Here is a 14,290-nt window from a genome sequence, read left to right as displayed (position 1 = left end):
GGTACTGCAGGGGGGACCCTGTGGGAGAGTAGGACGCCGCCGAACTAAATTTAAGGGAAACCCCCGCACCTCACGGTGCGGGGGTTTTCTGCGTTCAGGGGTATTTCCTGCACCCGCACGGGGCATTTCCCGTACTACGACGGGCGCACCAGCTTCGTGTCGTACGCCAGAATGACCGCCTGCACCCGGTCCCGTGCGCCCGTCTTCGCGAGGATGCGGCCCACATGCGTCTTCACCGTCGACTCCGCGAGATGCAGCCGGGCGGCGATCTCCGTGTTCGTCCAGCCTTGGCCGATCACCGTGAGGATGTGGAGCTCGCGTTCCGTCAGGGACGACAGGCGCGGGTGCTTCGAGGGATCGGCGGAGCCGGCCCCGGTGTCCGTTCCTGTCGGGAGCCGGTCCGCGAACGTGTCCAGGAGGCGGCGCGTCAGCCGAGGCGCCACCACCGCGTCCCCCGTGGCCACCGCGCGGACCCCCGAAAGCAGCTCCTCCGGCTGTGCGTCCTTGATGAGGAAGCCCGACGCCCCCGCCCGCAGCCCCGCGTACGCGTACTCGTCCAGGTCGAACGTCGTGAGGATCAGGACCCGCGTACTGGAGCCCGAAGCGACGATCCGGCGCGTGGCCTCGATGCCGTCCATGTCGGGCATCCGCACATCCATCAGGACCACGTCGGGACGCAGCCCGGACGTCATGCGGACCGCGTCCGTGCCGTTGCCGCCCTCGCCCACCACCGTCATGTCGTCCTGGCTCTCCAGGAGCATGCGGAAGCCGAAACGCTGCAAGGGCTGGTCGTCGACTATGAGGACGGTCGTCACTGAGCGGATTCCTTAAGTGGGGTGGGGAGAGGAGCGGTGGCGCGGGGGAGATGGAGTCTGACCTGCCAGCCCGGCTCGGGGTGCGGGCGCGGGCCGGCCTCAAGTGTGCCCGCGTACATGGCGGTTCGTTCCCGCATGCCGGTGAGGCCGCGGCCGCCGTCGGACGGTGGGCCGCCCTGCCCGGTGTCCGTGACCGACACCGACACGCCGTCCGCCGCGTACGAGACCTCGACCGTCGCCGTCGCCCCCGGGCCCGCGTGCTTCATGGTGTTCGTCAGGGCCTCCTGCACCACGCGGTACACGGTGAGTTGCTGGCCCTGGGGCAGGGAGTCGGCGCGGCCGTGGAACGTGCTGCGGACGGGCAGGCCCGCGGAGCGGACGCCGTCGATGAGGCGGTCCAGGTCGGTGAGGGCGGGCTGCGGGGCCAACTCGGCGGTCTCGGCGGCCTCCTCGCGCAGGACGTCCAGGAGGCGGCGCAGCTCGGCGAGGGCCTGGCGGCTCGTGGAGCCGATGGCGTCCAGGGCCTGCGCGGCGCGCTCGGGGGACTTGGTGGCCGCGTACTTGCCGCCGTCGGCGAGGCCGGTGATGACGGACAGGTTGTGGCCGATGATGTCGTGCATCTCGCGGGCGATGCGGGTGCGTTCGGCGGCGGCGGAGAGCCGTGCCTGCTGGTCGCGTTCGACCTCCAGCTGGCGGGCGCGCTCGACGAGGGCGCGGGTGTAGTCCTGGCGGGAGCGCACCGCGATGCCGAGGAGCGCGACGAGGGTGTACGCCCACACCTGCGGGACGATCTGCTGGTCCCAACTGCCCGTCGGGTAGCGGACCGTGCCCACCACCAGGGGCACCAGCATCAGCACGCCCGCCCACCCGAGCGTCTTCAGGGGAAGGCGCAGCGCGATGTTGAACAGGACGATGAGCTGGACCAGGGAGATCTGGAGCATCGCGCCGGACGCGCTGTTGACCACGCCGAACCCCACCATGACGGTGAGGACCGCCATCGGCCGGGTGCGGCGCCACAGCAGCGGCAGCGACATGCCGAGGGTCAGGGCGGCGACGAGCCAGCCGGGGAGGTCCGTGTTGTGCGCGATGTTGCGCCAGCCGCCGCCCACGTAGTCGATGCCTGCCGCCACGACGAAGAAGCCCGTCACGAGCAGGTCCCAGACCAGCGGGCGGCGGCCGTCGAAGGCGCGCGCCCGCTGGGTCAGCCGCTGCACGTGCCGGGTGAGCGGGTGCTGGTCCACGTCTTGGGTCACCGGCTCATCCTCGTACACGTACTGGATCTCGTACATGCGCCCGATCCTCATCTGTCGACTCGGGCCCGGGCTCACACGTCGCGGCGCTTGAGCAGGGCCGATGCCGTCACGAGGATCGCTGCCGCCCACAGGGTGAGGGCGAGGAGGCCCGTGCCCGCGGACACGCTGTTGTCGACGGGGGTGATCGAGCCGAGGGACGCGGAGGCCTGTGCCGGGAAGTACTTGACGGCGGTGTCGACCGCGTCGAGGGGGAGTGTGCCGATGACCTCCGGCAGGACCAGGACGGCGCCGACGAACGCGCCGATGCCGCCGGGCACCGAGCGGAAGAGCGCGCCCATGCCGAGGGCGATCAGGCTGAGCAGTGTGATGGCGGCGGCGCTGCCCGCGAGGGCGCCGAGGACGCCGGAGTCGGTGAGGGACAGTTCCTTGTCGGTGTCGGCGAGCCAGATCTGGGCGATGAGGAACGTGACGACGTTCGTGACGAGGGACAGGGTGAAGGCGACCGTCGCGAAGACCGCGGTCTTGGACCACAGGACGGGCCGGCGGTGCGGGACGGCGGTCAGGGAGGCGCGGATCATGCCGGTCGCGTACTCGCCCGCGGTGACGAGGATGCCGAGGACGGCGAGGCAGATCTGGGAGAGCTGGGTGCCGAAGAGGACGAAGACGACCGTGTCGATGTCGGCGTCGTCGCCGTCGTAGGTGGAGCCCATGGTGATGCCGACGGCGAGGACGAGGGCGGTCGCGGTGATCAGGGTGATCCAGGTGGAGCGCAGCGTCCACAGCTTGTGCCACTCCGAGCGCAGGACGCGGGCGGGGGTGACGCGGTACGGGCTCCGGGTGGGCGCGGGCGCGGGCGGGGTGAGGGTGTCCGTGGTCATGCCGCGGCTCCTTCCAGGGGCGTGACGTACTCGACGGAGTCGTGGGTGAGGTCCATGAAGGCCTGCTCCAGGGACGCGCTGTGCGGGGTGAGTTCGAACAGGGGGATGGCGTGGGCGGCGGCGGTGCGGCCGATGTGTTCGGCGTCGGTGCCGCGGATGTCGAGGGTGCCGGAGGCGCTGCTGGTGATGGTCACGGCGGGGCCCGCGAGGAGTTCGGCGAGGCGGGCGGCGGCGGGGGAGACGACCTTGACGGAGCCGGTGCCCGAGTCCCGTACGAAGCGCTCGACCGTGGTGTCCGCGAGGAGCTTGCCGCGGCCGATGATGATGAGGTGGTCGGCGGTCACGGCCATCTCGCTCATCAGGTGCGAGGAGACGAGGACGGTGCGGCCCTCGGCGGCCTGGGCCTTGAGGAGGTTGCGGATCCACAGGACGCCCTCCGGGTCGAGGCCGTTGACGGGCTCGTCGAGGATGAGGGTCGCGGGGTCGCCGAGCAGGGCGGCCGCGATGCCGAGGCGTTGGCCCATGCCGAGGGAGAAGCCCTTCACGCGGCGGCCCGCGACATCCGTGAGGCCGGTCGTGGCGAGGACGTCCTCGACGCGGGAGCGCGGGAAGCCGTGGGTGTGGGCGAGCGCCATGAGGTGGTGGTACGCGGAGCGTCCCGGGTGGATCGAACGGGCCTCCAGGAGCGCGCCGACCTCGGTGAGGGGCGCGCTGTGCGCGGCGTACGCCCGGCCGCCGATCGTGCAGCGTCCGGCGGTCGGCGCGTCCAGGCCGAGGAGCATGCGCATGGTCGTGGACTTGCCGGCTCCGTTGGGGCCGAGGAAGCCGGTGACGGTGCCGGGGCGGACCTCGAAGGAGAGGTCGTCCACGGCGGTCTTGGGGTTCTTCCCGCCATAGCGTTTGGTGAGTCCGTGTGCCCGAATCATGGCTCGATGGTCGCGTCGGGGCGGGTGCGGGCGCGTCGGACCGGGGTCTCTTCGTCGGGTGGGGAGTAGTACCGGGGTACGACCGCGGGGGCGGTGGCCGCGGGGTGACGGGGCAATTGCGTTGCGCGTGGCGGCCCGTCCGCTCAAGATCGGTGTATGGAACACCTCATACGCCCCGTGCGCGCCGACGAATGGCGACAGGTCCGTGAGCTGCGGCTCCTTGCTCTGCGGGATCCGGCCGCGCCGGTCGCCTTCCTGGAGACGTACGAGAACGCCGCTGCGAAGTCCGACGAGTTCTGGCAGGAGCGGGCCGAGGGTGCCGCGTCCCCGGGCGGCCCGGTGCGGCAGTTCGTCGCGGAGGGTCCGGACGGCGTCTGGGCGGGTTCGGTGACGGTGATGATCGAGGAGCCGGGTACGCAGGGGGTGCTCGGGTCGGGCCCTTCGGTGCGGCAGGCGCATCTCGTGGGGGTCTTCGTCCGGGCCGAGCACCGGGGTACGGGGGTGACCGAGGCGCTGTTCTCGGCGGCCGTCGAGTGGGCCCGGGCCACGGACGGCGAGGGGGCCGGGGTGGAGCGGGTGCGGTTGTTCGTGCACGAGGACAATCCGCGTGCTGAGGCGTTCTACCGGAAGTTCGGGTTCGTGCCCAGCGGGGAGGTCGCCCCCGTGCCCGGGGATCCGGAGGCTCGGGAGCGGGAGATGGTGCTGGGCCGGGCGGCCTGAACACCACATCGCGTCAGATAGAACGCTCGTTTTAGTTGAGGTAGATGGTCCGGGGGGCTCAGCCCGTCAGCTCGTCGTGGGGCCAGCGGGCGCGGCCCTGCTCGCGGGAGCGGAGCAGGGCCAGGGTGGGCATGCCCCGCTCCGGTCCGGTGGCGAGCAGCTCCGGCAGTTGCGGGAGCGGGGCGACCGCGGCGACGTCGTCCAGGACGAGCGTCATTGGTGGGTCGAGCCGACCGGAGGATGACCGTTCGGCCATGCGCCGGCCGTGCTCGACCACGCTGGAGGCGATTGCCGTCAGGAGCGGCATCGCGCCGGGGTTCGTCTTGGGGTCCTCGATCGCCTCACCCACCACAAAAAGCGTGCCCCCTTCATCGATGAAGGAATCCAGAGTGAGGGCGTCAGTTCGGTTCGGCGTGCAGGATTCTCGTACGTTGACCGTGAACAGGGCGGACAGGGCGCGGGCCGTCAACTCCTGGGCGATGTCCCGGCGTTCGGTGTGCGCGGTGAGGGCCGACTCCAGTTCGCCCGCCGCGCCCGAGGCGGCCTTGGGGTGGGTGCGCAGGACGCGGACGGCGTCCTGGACCTGGGTGCCCTGGGCCCAGCGGTGGACGTGCTTGATGTTTCGGCCGTCGATGGCTGCGGCGTGCAGGAAGCTGCGGAGCAGGGTTTCCGCCGTGTCGGCCACCGCGGTGTCCAGCTTGGCGCTGGGCCTTATCGGGGCCAGGAGGGATCTCGCCCGGTGGGCGGCTGTCTGGTTGTCCTCGCAGCCGGTGGTGGGGGGCCAGTGGAGGCGGGCCGGGGTGTCGCACAGGTGCGAGGGGTCGTAGACCAGGACGGGGCCGAGCTTCGCCCGGGCGTCCTTGGTCTCCTCCCACAGGGTGGGGTCCGACGTGATGACCAGGGCTGCGGATTCCGCGTCCGCGATGGCCTGGGCCGCCAGGGGGCGGCGGGTTTCCGGGGTGCCGAGGACCAGGGGGGTACGGGGGGTGGGGACCGTGGGGGTTTTGGCCAGCTCGACTTCGGTGGGCGCCGGGGCGGGGGCTGTCGTCGGGGCACCGTCGGCTTGCGCTGTGGACACCTGGTCCGCCCTCTGAGCGGACCAGGTGTCCACAGCGGGAGTGGGAGCGGGAGCAGGTAGGGCGGTGGGCGCTGGGTTGTCCGTAGCGGGTGTGGACTGGTCCTGCGTGGGAGTCGGCGGGTTTTGGGAGGCGGCTCGGCGGGCTCTGCGTACCGCTCTGTAGCGCGTCACCGTTCCCATGACGAAGATCGTGAGGACGATGAGGATCATCACCTGGCCGATGAGGAAGCCCCAGAGGAGGCCGTAGCCGGAGAGCTGGGTGGCGGGGGTGTCGGGCCAGGCGCCGTGGACGTCGTGGGGTTCCTGGGCGAGGTGGCGTACCGCGGGCGGGGTCTTGCCGAAGGTCACGCCGTCCGGCCAGGAGCCGTGGGCCCACCAGGCCGCGATGCCCGTGGACGACCAGATCAGGACGACCATGCCGAGCACGAAGGCGAGGCCGCCCACGAGCAGGCCGTCCGGCACGCCGCCGCGCCCGCCCGTGCCCTGCCCGGCGGGGCCGTGGCCGTCGGGCCCCTGCCCGTGCCGCTCCTGCCCCATGTCACGCCACCGTCGAGCGGGAGCCGGAGGACCCGGCGGGTCCGTCGCCCATCTGCTGTTCCATGTACGCGGCCCTTTCCTCCGCCTCCCGTTCGGCCGCCGCGAGGGCGTCGTCGGCGAGCAGGTCGCTCGCGGACTCCGTCATGGCGCGGTCGGTGAAGACGAGGGGGCGTTCCGTGTCCGTGATGAGGTGCTTGACCACCTGGACGTTGCCGTTGACGTCCCAGACCGCGATGCCGGGGGTCAGGGTGGGGATGATCTCGACGGCCCAGCGGGGCAGGCCGAGGACGCGGCCGGTGGCGCGGGCCTCGTCGGCCTTCTGGGCGTAGATGGTGCGGGTGGACGCCATCTTGAGGATCGCCGCCGCCTCCTTCGCGGCGGCACCGTCGACGACGTCGGAGAGGTGGTGGACGACCGCGACGAAGGACAGGCCGAGGCGGCGGCCGAACTTCAGGAGGCGCTGGAAGAGCTGCGCGACGAAGGGCGAGTTGATGATGTGCCAGGCCTCCTCGACGAGGAAGATGCGCTTCTTCCGGTCGGGGCGGATCCAGGTGTGCTCCAGCCACACGCCGACGATCGCCATGAGGATGGGCATGGCGATGGAGTTGCGGTCGATGTGGGAGAGGTCGAAGACGATGAGGGGGGCGTCGAGGTCGATGCCGACGGTCGTGGGGCCGTCGAACATGCCGCGCAGGTCGCCGTCCACGAGGCGGTCGAGGACGAGGGCCACGTCCAGGCCCCAGGCCCGGACGTCGTCTATGGCGACGTTCATGGCCTCGGCGGACTCCGGTTCGGGGTGGCGGAGCTGTTCGACGATGTCGGTGAGGACGGGCTGGCGGTCGACGATGGTCTCGTTGACGTAGGCGTGCGCGACCTTGAGGGCGAAGCCGGAGCGCTCGTCGAGGCCGTGGCCCATCGCCACCTCGATGATGGTGCGGAGCAGCGCGAGCTGGCCGGTGGTGGTGATGGCCGGGTCGAGGGGGTTGAGGCGGATGCCCATGTCGAGGGCGGCGGTCGGGTCGAGCCGGATGGGAGTTATGCCCAGCTCCTGGGCGATGAGGTTCCATTCGCCGACGCCGTCCTCGCCCTGCGCGTCCAGGACGACGACCTGGCGGTCCTTGAAGCGGAGCTGGCGCAGGACGTACGTCTTCTCCAGGGCGGACTTGCCGTTGCCGGACTCGCCGAGCACCAGCCAGTGCGGTGCCGGGAGCTGCTGGCCGTACAGCTGGAACGGGTCGTAGATGTAGCCCTTGCCGGAGTACACCTCACGGCCGATGATCACGCCGGAGTCGCCGAGGCCGGGGGCGGCCGTCGGCAGGTAGACCGCCTGGGCCTGGCCCGTCGACGTGCGCACCGGCAGGCGGGTGGTCTCGACCTTCCCGAACAGGAAGGACGTGAACGCGTCCGTGAGGACGGTCAGCGGGTCCCGCATCGCACCTTCACACCCCTACCGTTGAGGTTCATCGCCGGATGCCGGTCGCGAACGGCAGCGTGTTCACAAATGCCCGGTGGTGCTCGCGGTCGCACCACTCCAGCTTCAGATACGACTTTCCGGCCGAAGCCCGGATGGTCCGCTTGTCGCGGGCGAGGGCCTCGGGGGAGCGGGACGACACCGTGATGTAGCCGACCAGGTTGACGCCCGCGGCGCCGCTCGCCAGGTCCTCGCCGCGCTGGTCGAGGCGGGAGTGGGACGCGATGTCGCGGGGGTCGACGGTGCGGTTCATCTTGGCCTGGCGGCTGGCCTCGGCCTCGTCGTTGGTCTTCTCGGTGAGCATCCGCTCGATGGCGACCTCGGTGGGTTCCAGGTCCATGGTGACGGCGACGGTGCGGATGACGTCGGGCGTGTGGACGAGCAGCGGGGCGAGGAAGTTGACGCCGACGGGCGTCATCGGCCACTCCTTCACCCAGGCCGTGGCGTGGCACCAGGGGGCGCGGGTGGTGGACTCGCGGGTCTTCGCCTGGAGGTACGTCGGCTCCATCGCGTCCAGCTCGGCGGGCCAGGCGTTGCGCTTGGTCATGGCCTGGAGGTGGTCGATGGGGTGGTCGGGGTCGTACATGGAGTGCACGAGGGAGGCGAGGCGGCCCTGGCCGAGGGGCTGGCGGACGCGGATGTCGGCTTCCTGGAGGCGGGAGCAGATGTCGGTGAGCTCGCGGGCCATGACGACGGCGAGCCCGGCGTCCTTGTCGAGCTTCTTGCCGCCGTGCGGGCGCGAGGCGCGGGCCATGGCCTGGGCCTCGGCGGCGAGGTCGCGGGAGTAGTGCATGCAGGCGACGAGGTAGGCGCGGTGCTGCTCGCTGCTGGTGGAGACCATCGACTGGAGCTGTTCGTAGCTGTGCTGGAGCCAGGGCAGCGCGCGGTCGTCGCCGCGCGCGGTGACGTCCTTGGCGTGGGCGTCGGGGTCGGCGGGCAGCGTACGGGCCAGCATCTGAATGCGCGTCACGAAGCCGTCGCCGTTGGCGACGTGCTTGAGGAGCGTGCCGAAGCGGTCGACGAGGGCTTCCTGGTCCTCGCTGTCGCGCAGGCCGACGCCGGGGCCCTCGATCTCGATGGCGGCGGTGACGGTGCGCCGGTCGGCGTGCAGGAGGACGGCGATCTCGTCCGGGCCGAAGGGCGCGGCGAGCCAGTTGATGCGGCCGATGCCGGGGGGCGGGCCGATCTCGACCTCGCGCCCGTCGAGGTGGATCCCGGCCTCGGCGACGCCGGAGCGGTAGGCGGTGCCGCGCCGCAGGGAGCGCTTGAAGCTGCGGTTGATCTCGAACCACTTGTAGAAGGTGCGGCCCTTGAAGGGCAGGTACACCGCCGCGATCGCGATCAGGGGGAAGCCCATGAGCAGCAGGATGCGCGGGAAGAGGTAGGGGATGAGGATGCCGCACATCATGCCGAGGAAGGCGCCGCCGATGATCAGGGCGATCTCGCCGGTCTCGCGGTTGCGGCCGATGATGGCGTTCGGCCGGGCGCGGCCGATCAGATAGGTGCGGCGGGGCGTGACCGGTGGGGACACATGGGACTGGGTCGTCAACGCCCTTCACCTCCAGTGCTGTTCGGACCGCCGCGGTTGCCCGCGTGCGGGGTGTTCGACGGGCTTGTACGGGGCGGGGGAGCGGCGGAGGGGACAGTTCCGCCGCCGTTCGGGGAGCCGGAGCGGTGGCCGTGGGTGGACACACCGCTGCCGACGGCGTTGGCCGTGGCGGGCTGGGGCGGGGTGTCGCCGCCGCCCGCCCTGCCGCCGCCGGCCTTGCCGTTGGAGCGGGCGCTGTGGGTGCGGATGCCCTGGGCGACCCAGGCGGCGGGCGAGTTGAGGGCGGTGGCGGCGCGGTTCTCGGCGCCGCGCATCAGGCGGTTGTTGCGGGTGGCCATGATGTCGTCGCCGAAGCCGGGGACGAAGCGGTAGATGGAGGCGCTGGCGAAGATGGCGAGGAGGATGACGGAGAGCCCGGAGACGACGGCGGACAGCGAGTCGGGTCCGTCCTCGCCCTGGAGGGCGCCCGCGATGCCGAGCACGATCACGATGATCGGCTTCACCAGGATGATCGCGACCATCAGGCCCGCCCAGCGGCGGATGCGGCCCCAGGTGTTCTTGTCGACGAGCCCCGAGTAGACGACGGTGCCGAGGAGCGCGCCGACGTACAGCATGGCGGCGCGGATCACCAGCTCCAGGCAGAGGATGCCCGCGGCGGCGATGGACACGGCGGACACGACGATCAGCATGATCGGGCCGCCGCCGATGTCGGTGCCCTTGTCCAGGGCCTGCGAGAACGTGCCGAAGAACTTGTCGGTCTCGCCGCCCACGGACTTGGCGAGCACCTCGGAGATGCCGTCGGTCGCGGACACGACGGTGGCGAGGATCAGCGGGGTGAACGCCGAGGCGAGCACCGTCAGCCACAGGAAGCCGATGGCCTCGGACAGCGCGGTGAGCATGGGGACGCCGCGGATCGCGCGCTTGGCGACCGCGAGCAGCCACACGATCAGCGTCAGGACGGTCGAGGCGGCGAACACCACGGCGTACTGCTGGAGGAACTTCTCGTTGGTGAAGTCCACCGCGGCGGTGTCGTTCACGTACTCCGTGAGCTTGTTGACGATCCAGGACGCGGCGTCGCCGAAGCCGCGGGCGAGGGAGGAGAGCGGGTCGAGCTTGGAGAAGGCGCCGTCGTCGGCGGGGGACCTGGGGGCGCCGCCTCCGCCGCCGCCTCCTCCGCCGCCTTCGCCTTGTTCGCAGTACTTCTTGGCGGGGCCGTGGATCAGGGCGCAGGGGTCGTCGTCGGGCGCGGCCGCGGCGCGCGTGGCGAAGAGGAGCACGGCGGTCTGCACGGCCGCGAGGGCGGCGGTGACTGTGAGGACGGGACGGCGGCGGCTACCGGGCATACGTGAACCCTCCGTACCCTTCGACCGCCTTGGCGATCTCGTCGGAGTTGGACGCGCGGTCGTCGCCCGGGACGGGGGCGGGACCTTCCTTCTGGGAGTGCGTGGTGATCTTCCAGTCGCCGTCGACCCACTGCAGCTTCATGGTGATCGTGAACCAGCTGCTGGTGACGGGCTTGGTGGACTGCTCCCCGGCGAGGCCGAGCAGCCCGCCGCACCAGGCGGCGACGGTGGCCTTGCCGTCGGCGAACTCGGTGACCTTGGTGCCGATCGGGCTGGTGCGGGAGACGAACTGGAAGCCGTTCGGTGTGCTGCCGTCGGCGTTCAGGCCCACGTTCTTGAAGAAGGCAGCTGTGTACGCCTTGTCGAGGTCCGCCTTGAATCTGCCCACGCTGGCCGGGGCCATGATGGCCTTGAGGATGCCGTCCCGCTTGGACTTGTCGAACATCTCGGCGGAGCCGAGCGCGACGGCGTAGTTGGCGGCGGCGCTCTGGGCCCCTTGCTGGGTCTTGGCGTACCCCGAAGCGATGCCGGTCGCACCCTGTCCACTCACCGGCTTCTCCCCGGTAGGCGCCGTAGGAGCCGCCTCCGCCCCCTTGCCACCCCCGCGCCCCCCGTCCCCACCCCCGTCGGACGACGAGTCGTCCCGGTTGGCGAAGGCGATCGCCGCGATGAGGAGGACCACGACGCCGATGACGGTGACGACGCTGCGGGACGGGGAACGTGCGGGTCTGCGGGAGCCGTACCCGTCGGTGCCGCCGCCCTCCGGGAGCCGCGTCCGGGTCTCGCCCGTGCCGCCGAAGAGGTCATCGTCATCGCTCATGCCGCGTACGTCCCCTCAACCTCTTGCTTGACCGCGCTATCCGCCAGGTGCACCCGGTACGACGGTAGCCGGGCCGGCTCCCGCGCGGGCGCGGTGTGGTGACTGGACATCAGGGAGTTGCAACCTCAGCCGGTGGGCGCGTCGGACGGGGGAGAACCCGGTGGCAGCCGGGGAACGGGTGTCAGACCGCCATGCCGTACACGATGGTGAACAGCGTGCCCAGCGAGCCGATGATGAAGACGCCGGTGAGACCGGCGATGATCAGGCCTTTGCCCTGTTCCGCGCTGAAGGTGTCGCGCAGGGCCGTCGCGCCGATGCGTTGTTTGGCGGCGCCCCAGATCGCGATGCCGAGGCACAGCAGGATGGCGACCGCCATCACCACCTCGATCATCACGCGCGCCTCGTTGCCCAGGCTCCCGAAGGGGCCCCAGTCGGGGGCGATCCCACCGATGATGGTGTTGATGTCGCCCTTCTCGGCTGCCATAAGCATGTGTAACTCACCGCCCCTAGTGGGTTGTTCTCGCGCCTCTGCCCGCCTCTGCCTACCCAGTGCAGAGGACGAGGCTCATTCTCGCTGACAATCGGTCCGGCGCGTGCCGCCTTGACGTCATTTGTTGGCCGACTTCGCACGTTTCGTCGTACGCAGCCCGCGTAGGCGTTCGGCGGCGGACGCAGAACGCTATACGAAGGAACGTATGGTCACTCTGTGTATCACGAGGGGTGACGCCGGGCAATGAATGTCCGGCGTGGCCACTGACGTCAACTCAGGCGGGCCCGGGGCGGGGCTTGCAGACGGGGCGTCAGGTGCGGGGCGAGAAGTCGCCGAAGCCGCCGCGGACGACGTAGGCGCAGTCCGTGTAGCGATAGCCGCCCTGGACCTTGGCGCCGTCGCTGTGGTCGCGGACCAGGTTGCCGGCGCCGGTGCCGCGCTTGTAGAGGAAGTGGTACTCGCCGGCGGGCAGTCGCAGGGTCTTCTGCGGGTAGCTCCGGCCGCTGGCCTTGCAGGCCTTGGCGCGTCCTTCGGTCCTGGTGCTGTACGTGGTGCAGCCGAGGCAGGCGCCGAGCTTGATGCTGCCGGTGGCGGGGCCGGTGAAGAGGACCTCGACGGCGCTGGGGCCGTCGTTCTTGATGATGAACTCCTGGCCGGAGCCGGGTCCGCGCTGCGCGGGCAGTTTGCGGCCCGCCTGCGGGCGGGCGGCGGCGACCTCGGCGGCGATGGCGATGGTGCGGGCGCGCTTGCTCCTGCCGCTGTCCTTGTACGTGTCGGCGTAGCCCGAGAGGGTCTTGGCGGCGTCGGTGTAGCGGCCGTCCTTGAAGTCGTCGACGCCGCAGGCGTAGCTGCCGGACTGGATGGTGCTCGCGGTCTTGGCGCGGAGCGAGGCGGCGGTGTCGCCGGGCAGGGTCTCGGCGGTGGTGCGGATGGCGCGCAGCTCGGTGGTGGCCGAGCAGGGGTCGGGGCCCTTCAGCTCGTCGGCGCGCTCGTCGATCGCGGCGCGGATGCCGGGGACGACCTTGGCGGCGGCGTCGGACTTGGGGAAGGTGCTCATCAGCTCCCGCAGGTCGGTGCCGCCGCCGGTCTTGCCGAGCGAGGTCATGCCGCAGGCGTGCAGGGAGTCGGCGAGGCGGTTGTCGGGCCAGGTGGCGAGGCGGCCGAGGCGGTCCTCGCCGAGGCTGTCGGGCAGGGTGCGCAGATACTTCAGCGGCTCGATGGCCTCGCAGTACTGGCGGTCGGCGTAGGGCGCGGCGACGGCTTTGTAGTACGTGTCGAGGCGGTCGGGGACGCGGTCGGCGGCGCGTGAGTCGGCGTGGTCGCGGAGGAGGCCGCGGTAGGTGCCGAGGGCGTCGCGGTACTCGCTCTCGGTGGCCGTGAACGGGCGTCCCTCCTGGGCCTTGACGAGCCGGTCGGCCTTGTCGAGGCGGTCGAGCAGCATCTGTTCGACGGCCTCGTCCTGGGCGGAGTCGTAGGCGAGCGCGCCGGAGGCGGGTACGGCGAGCAGGACGACGCCGAGCCCGGCGGCGAGGGGTGCGCGCAGCCGCCAGCCGATGGGGGCGCGGCGGGCGCGGCGGGCGGCGTCGGCGGCGGCGAGCACCAGCACGACGACGTACCCGAGGAGGGCACCGCCGGGGACGCCGTCGACGTCGGCGGGCAGAGCGACGAGGAGCAGCGCGGCGGTGGCCACCCAGCACAGGGCGGCGGGGATCCAGGCGCGGATCAGCACGTATCCGAGGCCGAGGCCGGTGAGGTTGAGCAGGGCGGCGGCTAGAGGGCGCAGGGGCTCGGGCGGGCCGGGGTCGGGCGCGGGGCTCCTGGGCGTGACCGGGGGTTCGAGGAGTTCGGGGGTGCCGTAGGGCGAGGCGGGTGCGGCGTGAGAGGCGGGCGCGACGGGCGGGGGTTGCTGGGGCGGGCCGTAGGCGGGCGGCGGGCCGTAGGCGGCGGGGGCTGGTGGGACAGGTGGAGCGGTCGGGGCGTACGTGGGTGGTGGTGGCGGTGTGGTGGGCGGCGCGGGCTGGGCGGACTGCGCGGGTGTGGCGGGCGTCGCCGGAGGTGGGCCGAAGCTGCCCTCGGTCCCGTCGGGCCGACGGTCCTCGGGCTCGTCCCTCGGCTCGTCTCTGGGCTCGTCACGCGGTCCATCGGTTGCCAACGTCGGCTCCCCCCAGCCGTAGGACGCACAGCTCCGAACACGGGTGTGCGTACGGGTCGACGCTCCCCATCCCCATGGGTCGACCCAACTCCCCTACATTCCGCCAAAGTTGGCGCTGCGTCAATCGCCCGTCACGGTCGGTTTCCGCTCCGGCGCGCGCCGCCCCGGGCCGGGCGAAAGACGTAGGCCACGTCACCCGGCGGTCGCGTCCCCGCTCCGGGAGCCGACGCGCGCTCCCCCGGGAAACTCCCGTGAGCC

12 protein-coding genes are annotated in these 14,290 nt (G+C 71.5%); 1 reads left to right on the top strand and 11 read right to left on the bottom strand.

Annotated features, from left to right (window positions below; all coding sequences use genetic code 11):
* Positions 1–134: 134 nt before the first annotated feature.
* The 4 genes from ACZ6AA_RS39595 to ACZ6AA_RS39580 are packed head-to-tail and all read right to left on the bottom strand — an operon-like array spanning position 135 to position 3,872.
* Positions 135–815: a response regulator gene (locus ACZ6AA_RS39595; protein WP_471463302.1), complete on the bottom strand. Its 681-nt coding sequence runs from the start codon at positions 813–815 to the stop codon at positions 135–137.
* The gene (locus ACZ6AA_RS39590; RefSeq protein ID WP_471463300.1) at positions 812–2,104 is read right to left on the bottom strand and encodes a sensor histidine kinase; all 1,293 of its coding nucleotides are present in this window, start codon (positions 2,102–2,104) and stop codon (positions 812–814) included. Before ACZ6AA_RS39590 ends, ACZ6AA_RS39595 begins: the two co-directional genes overlap by 4 nt.
* A 35-nt stretch (positions 2,105–2,139) precedes the next feature.
* Positions 2,140–2,946 (bottom strand): ABC transporter permease, encoded by an 807-nt coding sequence (locus ACZ6AA_RS39585; RefSeq protein WP_468483982.1) that lies wholly within the window; start codon positions 2,944–2,946, stop codon positions 2,140–2,142.
* Positions 2,943–3,872 carry an ABC transporter ATP-binding protein gene (locus ACZ6AA_RS39580; protein WP_468483983.1) on the bottom strand — a complete coding sequence of 310 codons (930 nt, stop codon included), beginning with the start codon at positions 3,870–3,872 and terminating at the stop codon, positions 2,943–2,945. Before ACZ6AA_RS39580 ends, ACZ6AA_RS39585 begins: the two co-directional genes overlap by 4 nt.
* A gap of 156 nt (positions 3,873–4,028) precedes the next feature.
* Here ACZ6AA_RS39580 and ACZ6AA_RS39575 point away from each other — a divergent pair, with 156 nt between their 5' ends.
* Positions 4,029–4,592, top strand: a complete 564-nt coding sequence (locus tag ACZ6AA_RS39575; RefSeq protein ID WP_468462045.1) for a GNAT family N-acetyltransferase — start codon at positions 4,029–4,031, stop codon at positions 4,590–4,592.
* Between the two features lie 58 nt (positions 4,593–4,650).
* Here ACZ6AA_RS39575 and ACZ6AA_RS39570 read toward each other — a convergent pair whose 3' ends face one another.
* The 7 genes from ACZ6AA_RS39570 to ACZ6AA_RS39540 form a co-directional block, all read right to left on the bottom strand.
* Positions 4,651–6,207: a type IV secretory system conjugative DNA transfer family protein gene (locus ACZ6AA_RS39570; RefSeq protein WP_471463298.1), complete on the bottom strand. Its 1,557-nt coding sequence runs from the start codon at positions 6,205–6,207 to the stop codon at positions 4,651–4,653.
* A gap of 1 nt (position 6,208) precedes the next feature.
* Positions 6,209–7,639 carry an ATP-binding protein gene (locus ACZ6AA_RS39565; protein WP_030363591.1) on the bottom strand — a complete coding sequence of 477 codons (1,431 nt, stop codon included), beginning with the start codon at positions 7,637–7,639 and terminating at the stop codon, positions 6,209–6,211.
* Positions 7,640–7,667: 28 nt separating this feature from the next.
* Positions 7,668–9,227, bottom strand: coding sequence for an SCO6880 family protein (locus ACZ6AA_RS39560; RefSeq protein ID WP_468462041.1), 1,560 nt, complete (start codon positions 9,225–9,227; stop codon positions 7,668–7,670).
* Positions 9,224–10,570 (bottom strand): hypothetical protein, encoded by a 1,347-nt coding sequence (locus ACZ6AA_RS39555; RefSeq protein WP_468462039.1) that lies wholly within the window; start codon positions 10,568–10,570, stop codon positions 9,224–9,226. The genes ACZ6AA_RS39560 and ACZ6AA_RS39555 overlap by 4 nt, the downstream gene beginning before the upstream one ends.
* The gene (locus ACZ6AA_RS39550) at positions 10,560–11,390 is read right to left on the bottom strand and encodes a DUF8175 domain-containg protein (protein WP_468462037.1); all 831 of its coding nucleotides are present in this window, start codon (positions 11,388–11,390) and stop codon (positions 10,560–10,562) included. The genes ACZ6AA_RS39555 and ACZ6AA_RS39550 overlap by 11 nt, the downstream gene beginning before the upstream one ends.
* 181 nt (positions 11,391–11,571) lie before the next feature.
* Positions 11,572–11,880 carry a hypothetical protein gene (locus ACZ6AA_RS39545; RefSeq protein ID WP_030363595.1) on the bottom strand — a complete coding sequence of 103 codons (309 nt, stop codon included), beginning with the start codon at positions 11,878–11,880 and terminating at the stop codon, positions 11,572–11,574.
* A 310-nt stretch (positions 11,881–12,190) separates the two neighbouring features.
* Complete coding sequence (locus ACZ6AA_RS39540; RefSeq protein ID WP_471463295.1) at positions 12,191–14,032, bottom strand: hypothetical protein; 1,842 nt, start codon at positions 14,030–14,032, stop codon at positions 12,191–12,193.
* Positions 14,033–14,290: the final 258 nt, after the last annotated feature.

This window comes from Streptomyces sp. NPDC040610 (genome assembly GCF_055594065.1).
This window is presented reverse-complemented; position numbering and strand designations above follow the sequence as displayed.

Coding starts and splice junctions, on each gene's coding strand:
- ACZ6AA_RS39585 (WP_468483982.1), bottom strand. CDS start 2,946: ATGACCACGGACACCCTCACCCCGCCCGCGCCCGCGCCCACCCGGAGC.
- ACZ6AA_RS39570 (WP_471463298.1), bottom strand. CDS start 6,207: ATGGGGCAGGAGCGGCACGGGCAGGGGCCCGACGGCCACGGCCCCGCC.
- ACZ6AA_RS39565 (WP_030363591.1), bottom strand. CDS start 7,639: ATGCGGGACCCGCTGACCGTCCTCACGGACGCGTTCACGTCCTTCCTG.
- ACZ6AA_RS39545 (WP_030363595.1), bottom strand. CDS start 11,880: ATGCTTATGGCAGCCGAGAAGGGCGACATCAACACCATCATCGGTGGG.
- ACZ6AA_RS39550 (WP_468462037.1), bottom strand. CDS start 11,390: ATGAGCGATGACGATGACCTCTTCGGCGGCACGGGCGAGACCCGGACG.
- ACZ6AA_RS39590 (WP_471463300.1), bottom strand. CDS start 2,104: ATGTACGAGATCCAGTACGTGTACGAGGATGAGCCGGTGACCCAAGAC.
- ACZ6AA_RS39575 (WP_468462045.1), top strand. CDS start 4,029: ATGGAACACCTCATACGCCCCGTGCGCGCCGACGAATGGCGACAGGTC.
- ACZ6AA_RS39555 (WP_468462039.1), bottom strand. CDS start 10,570: ATGCCCGGTAGCCGCCGCCGTCCCGTCCTCACAGTCACCGCCGCCCTC.
- ACZ6AA_RS39580 (WP_468483983.1), bottom strand. CDS start 3,872: ATGATTCGGGCACACGGACTCACCAAACGCTATGGCGGGAAGAACCCC.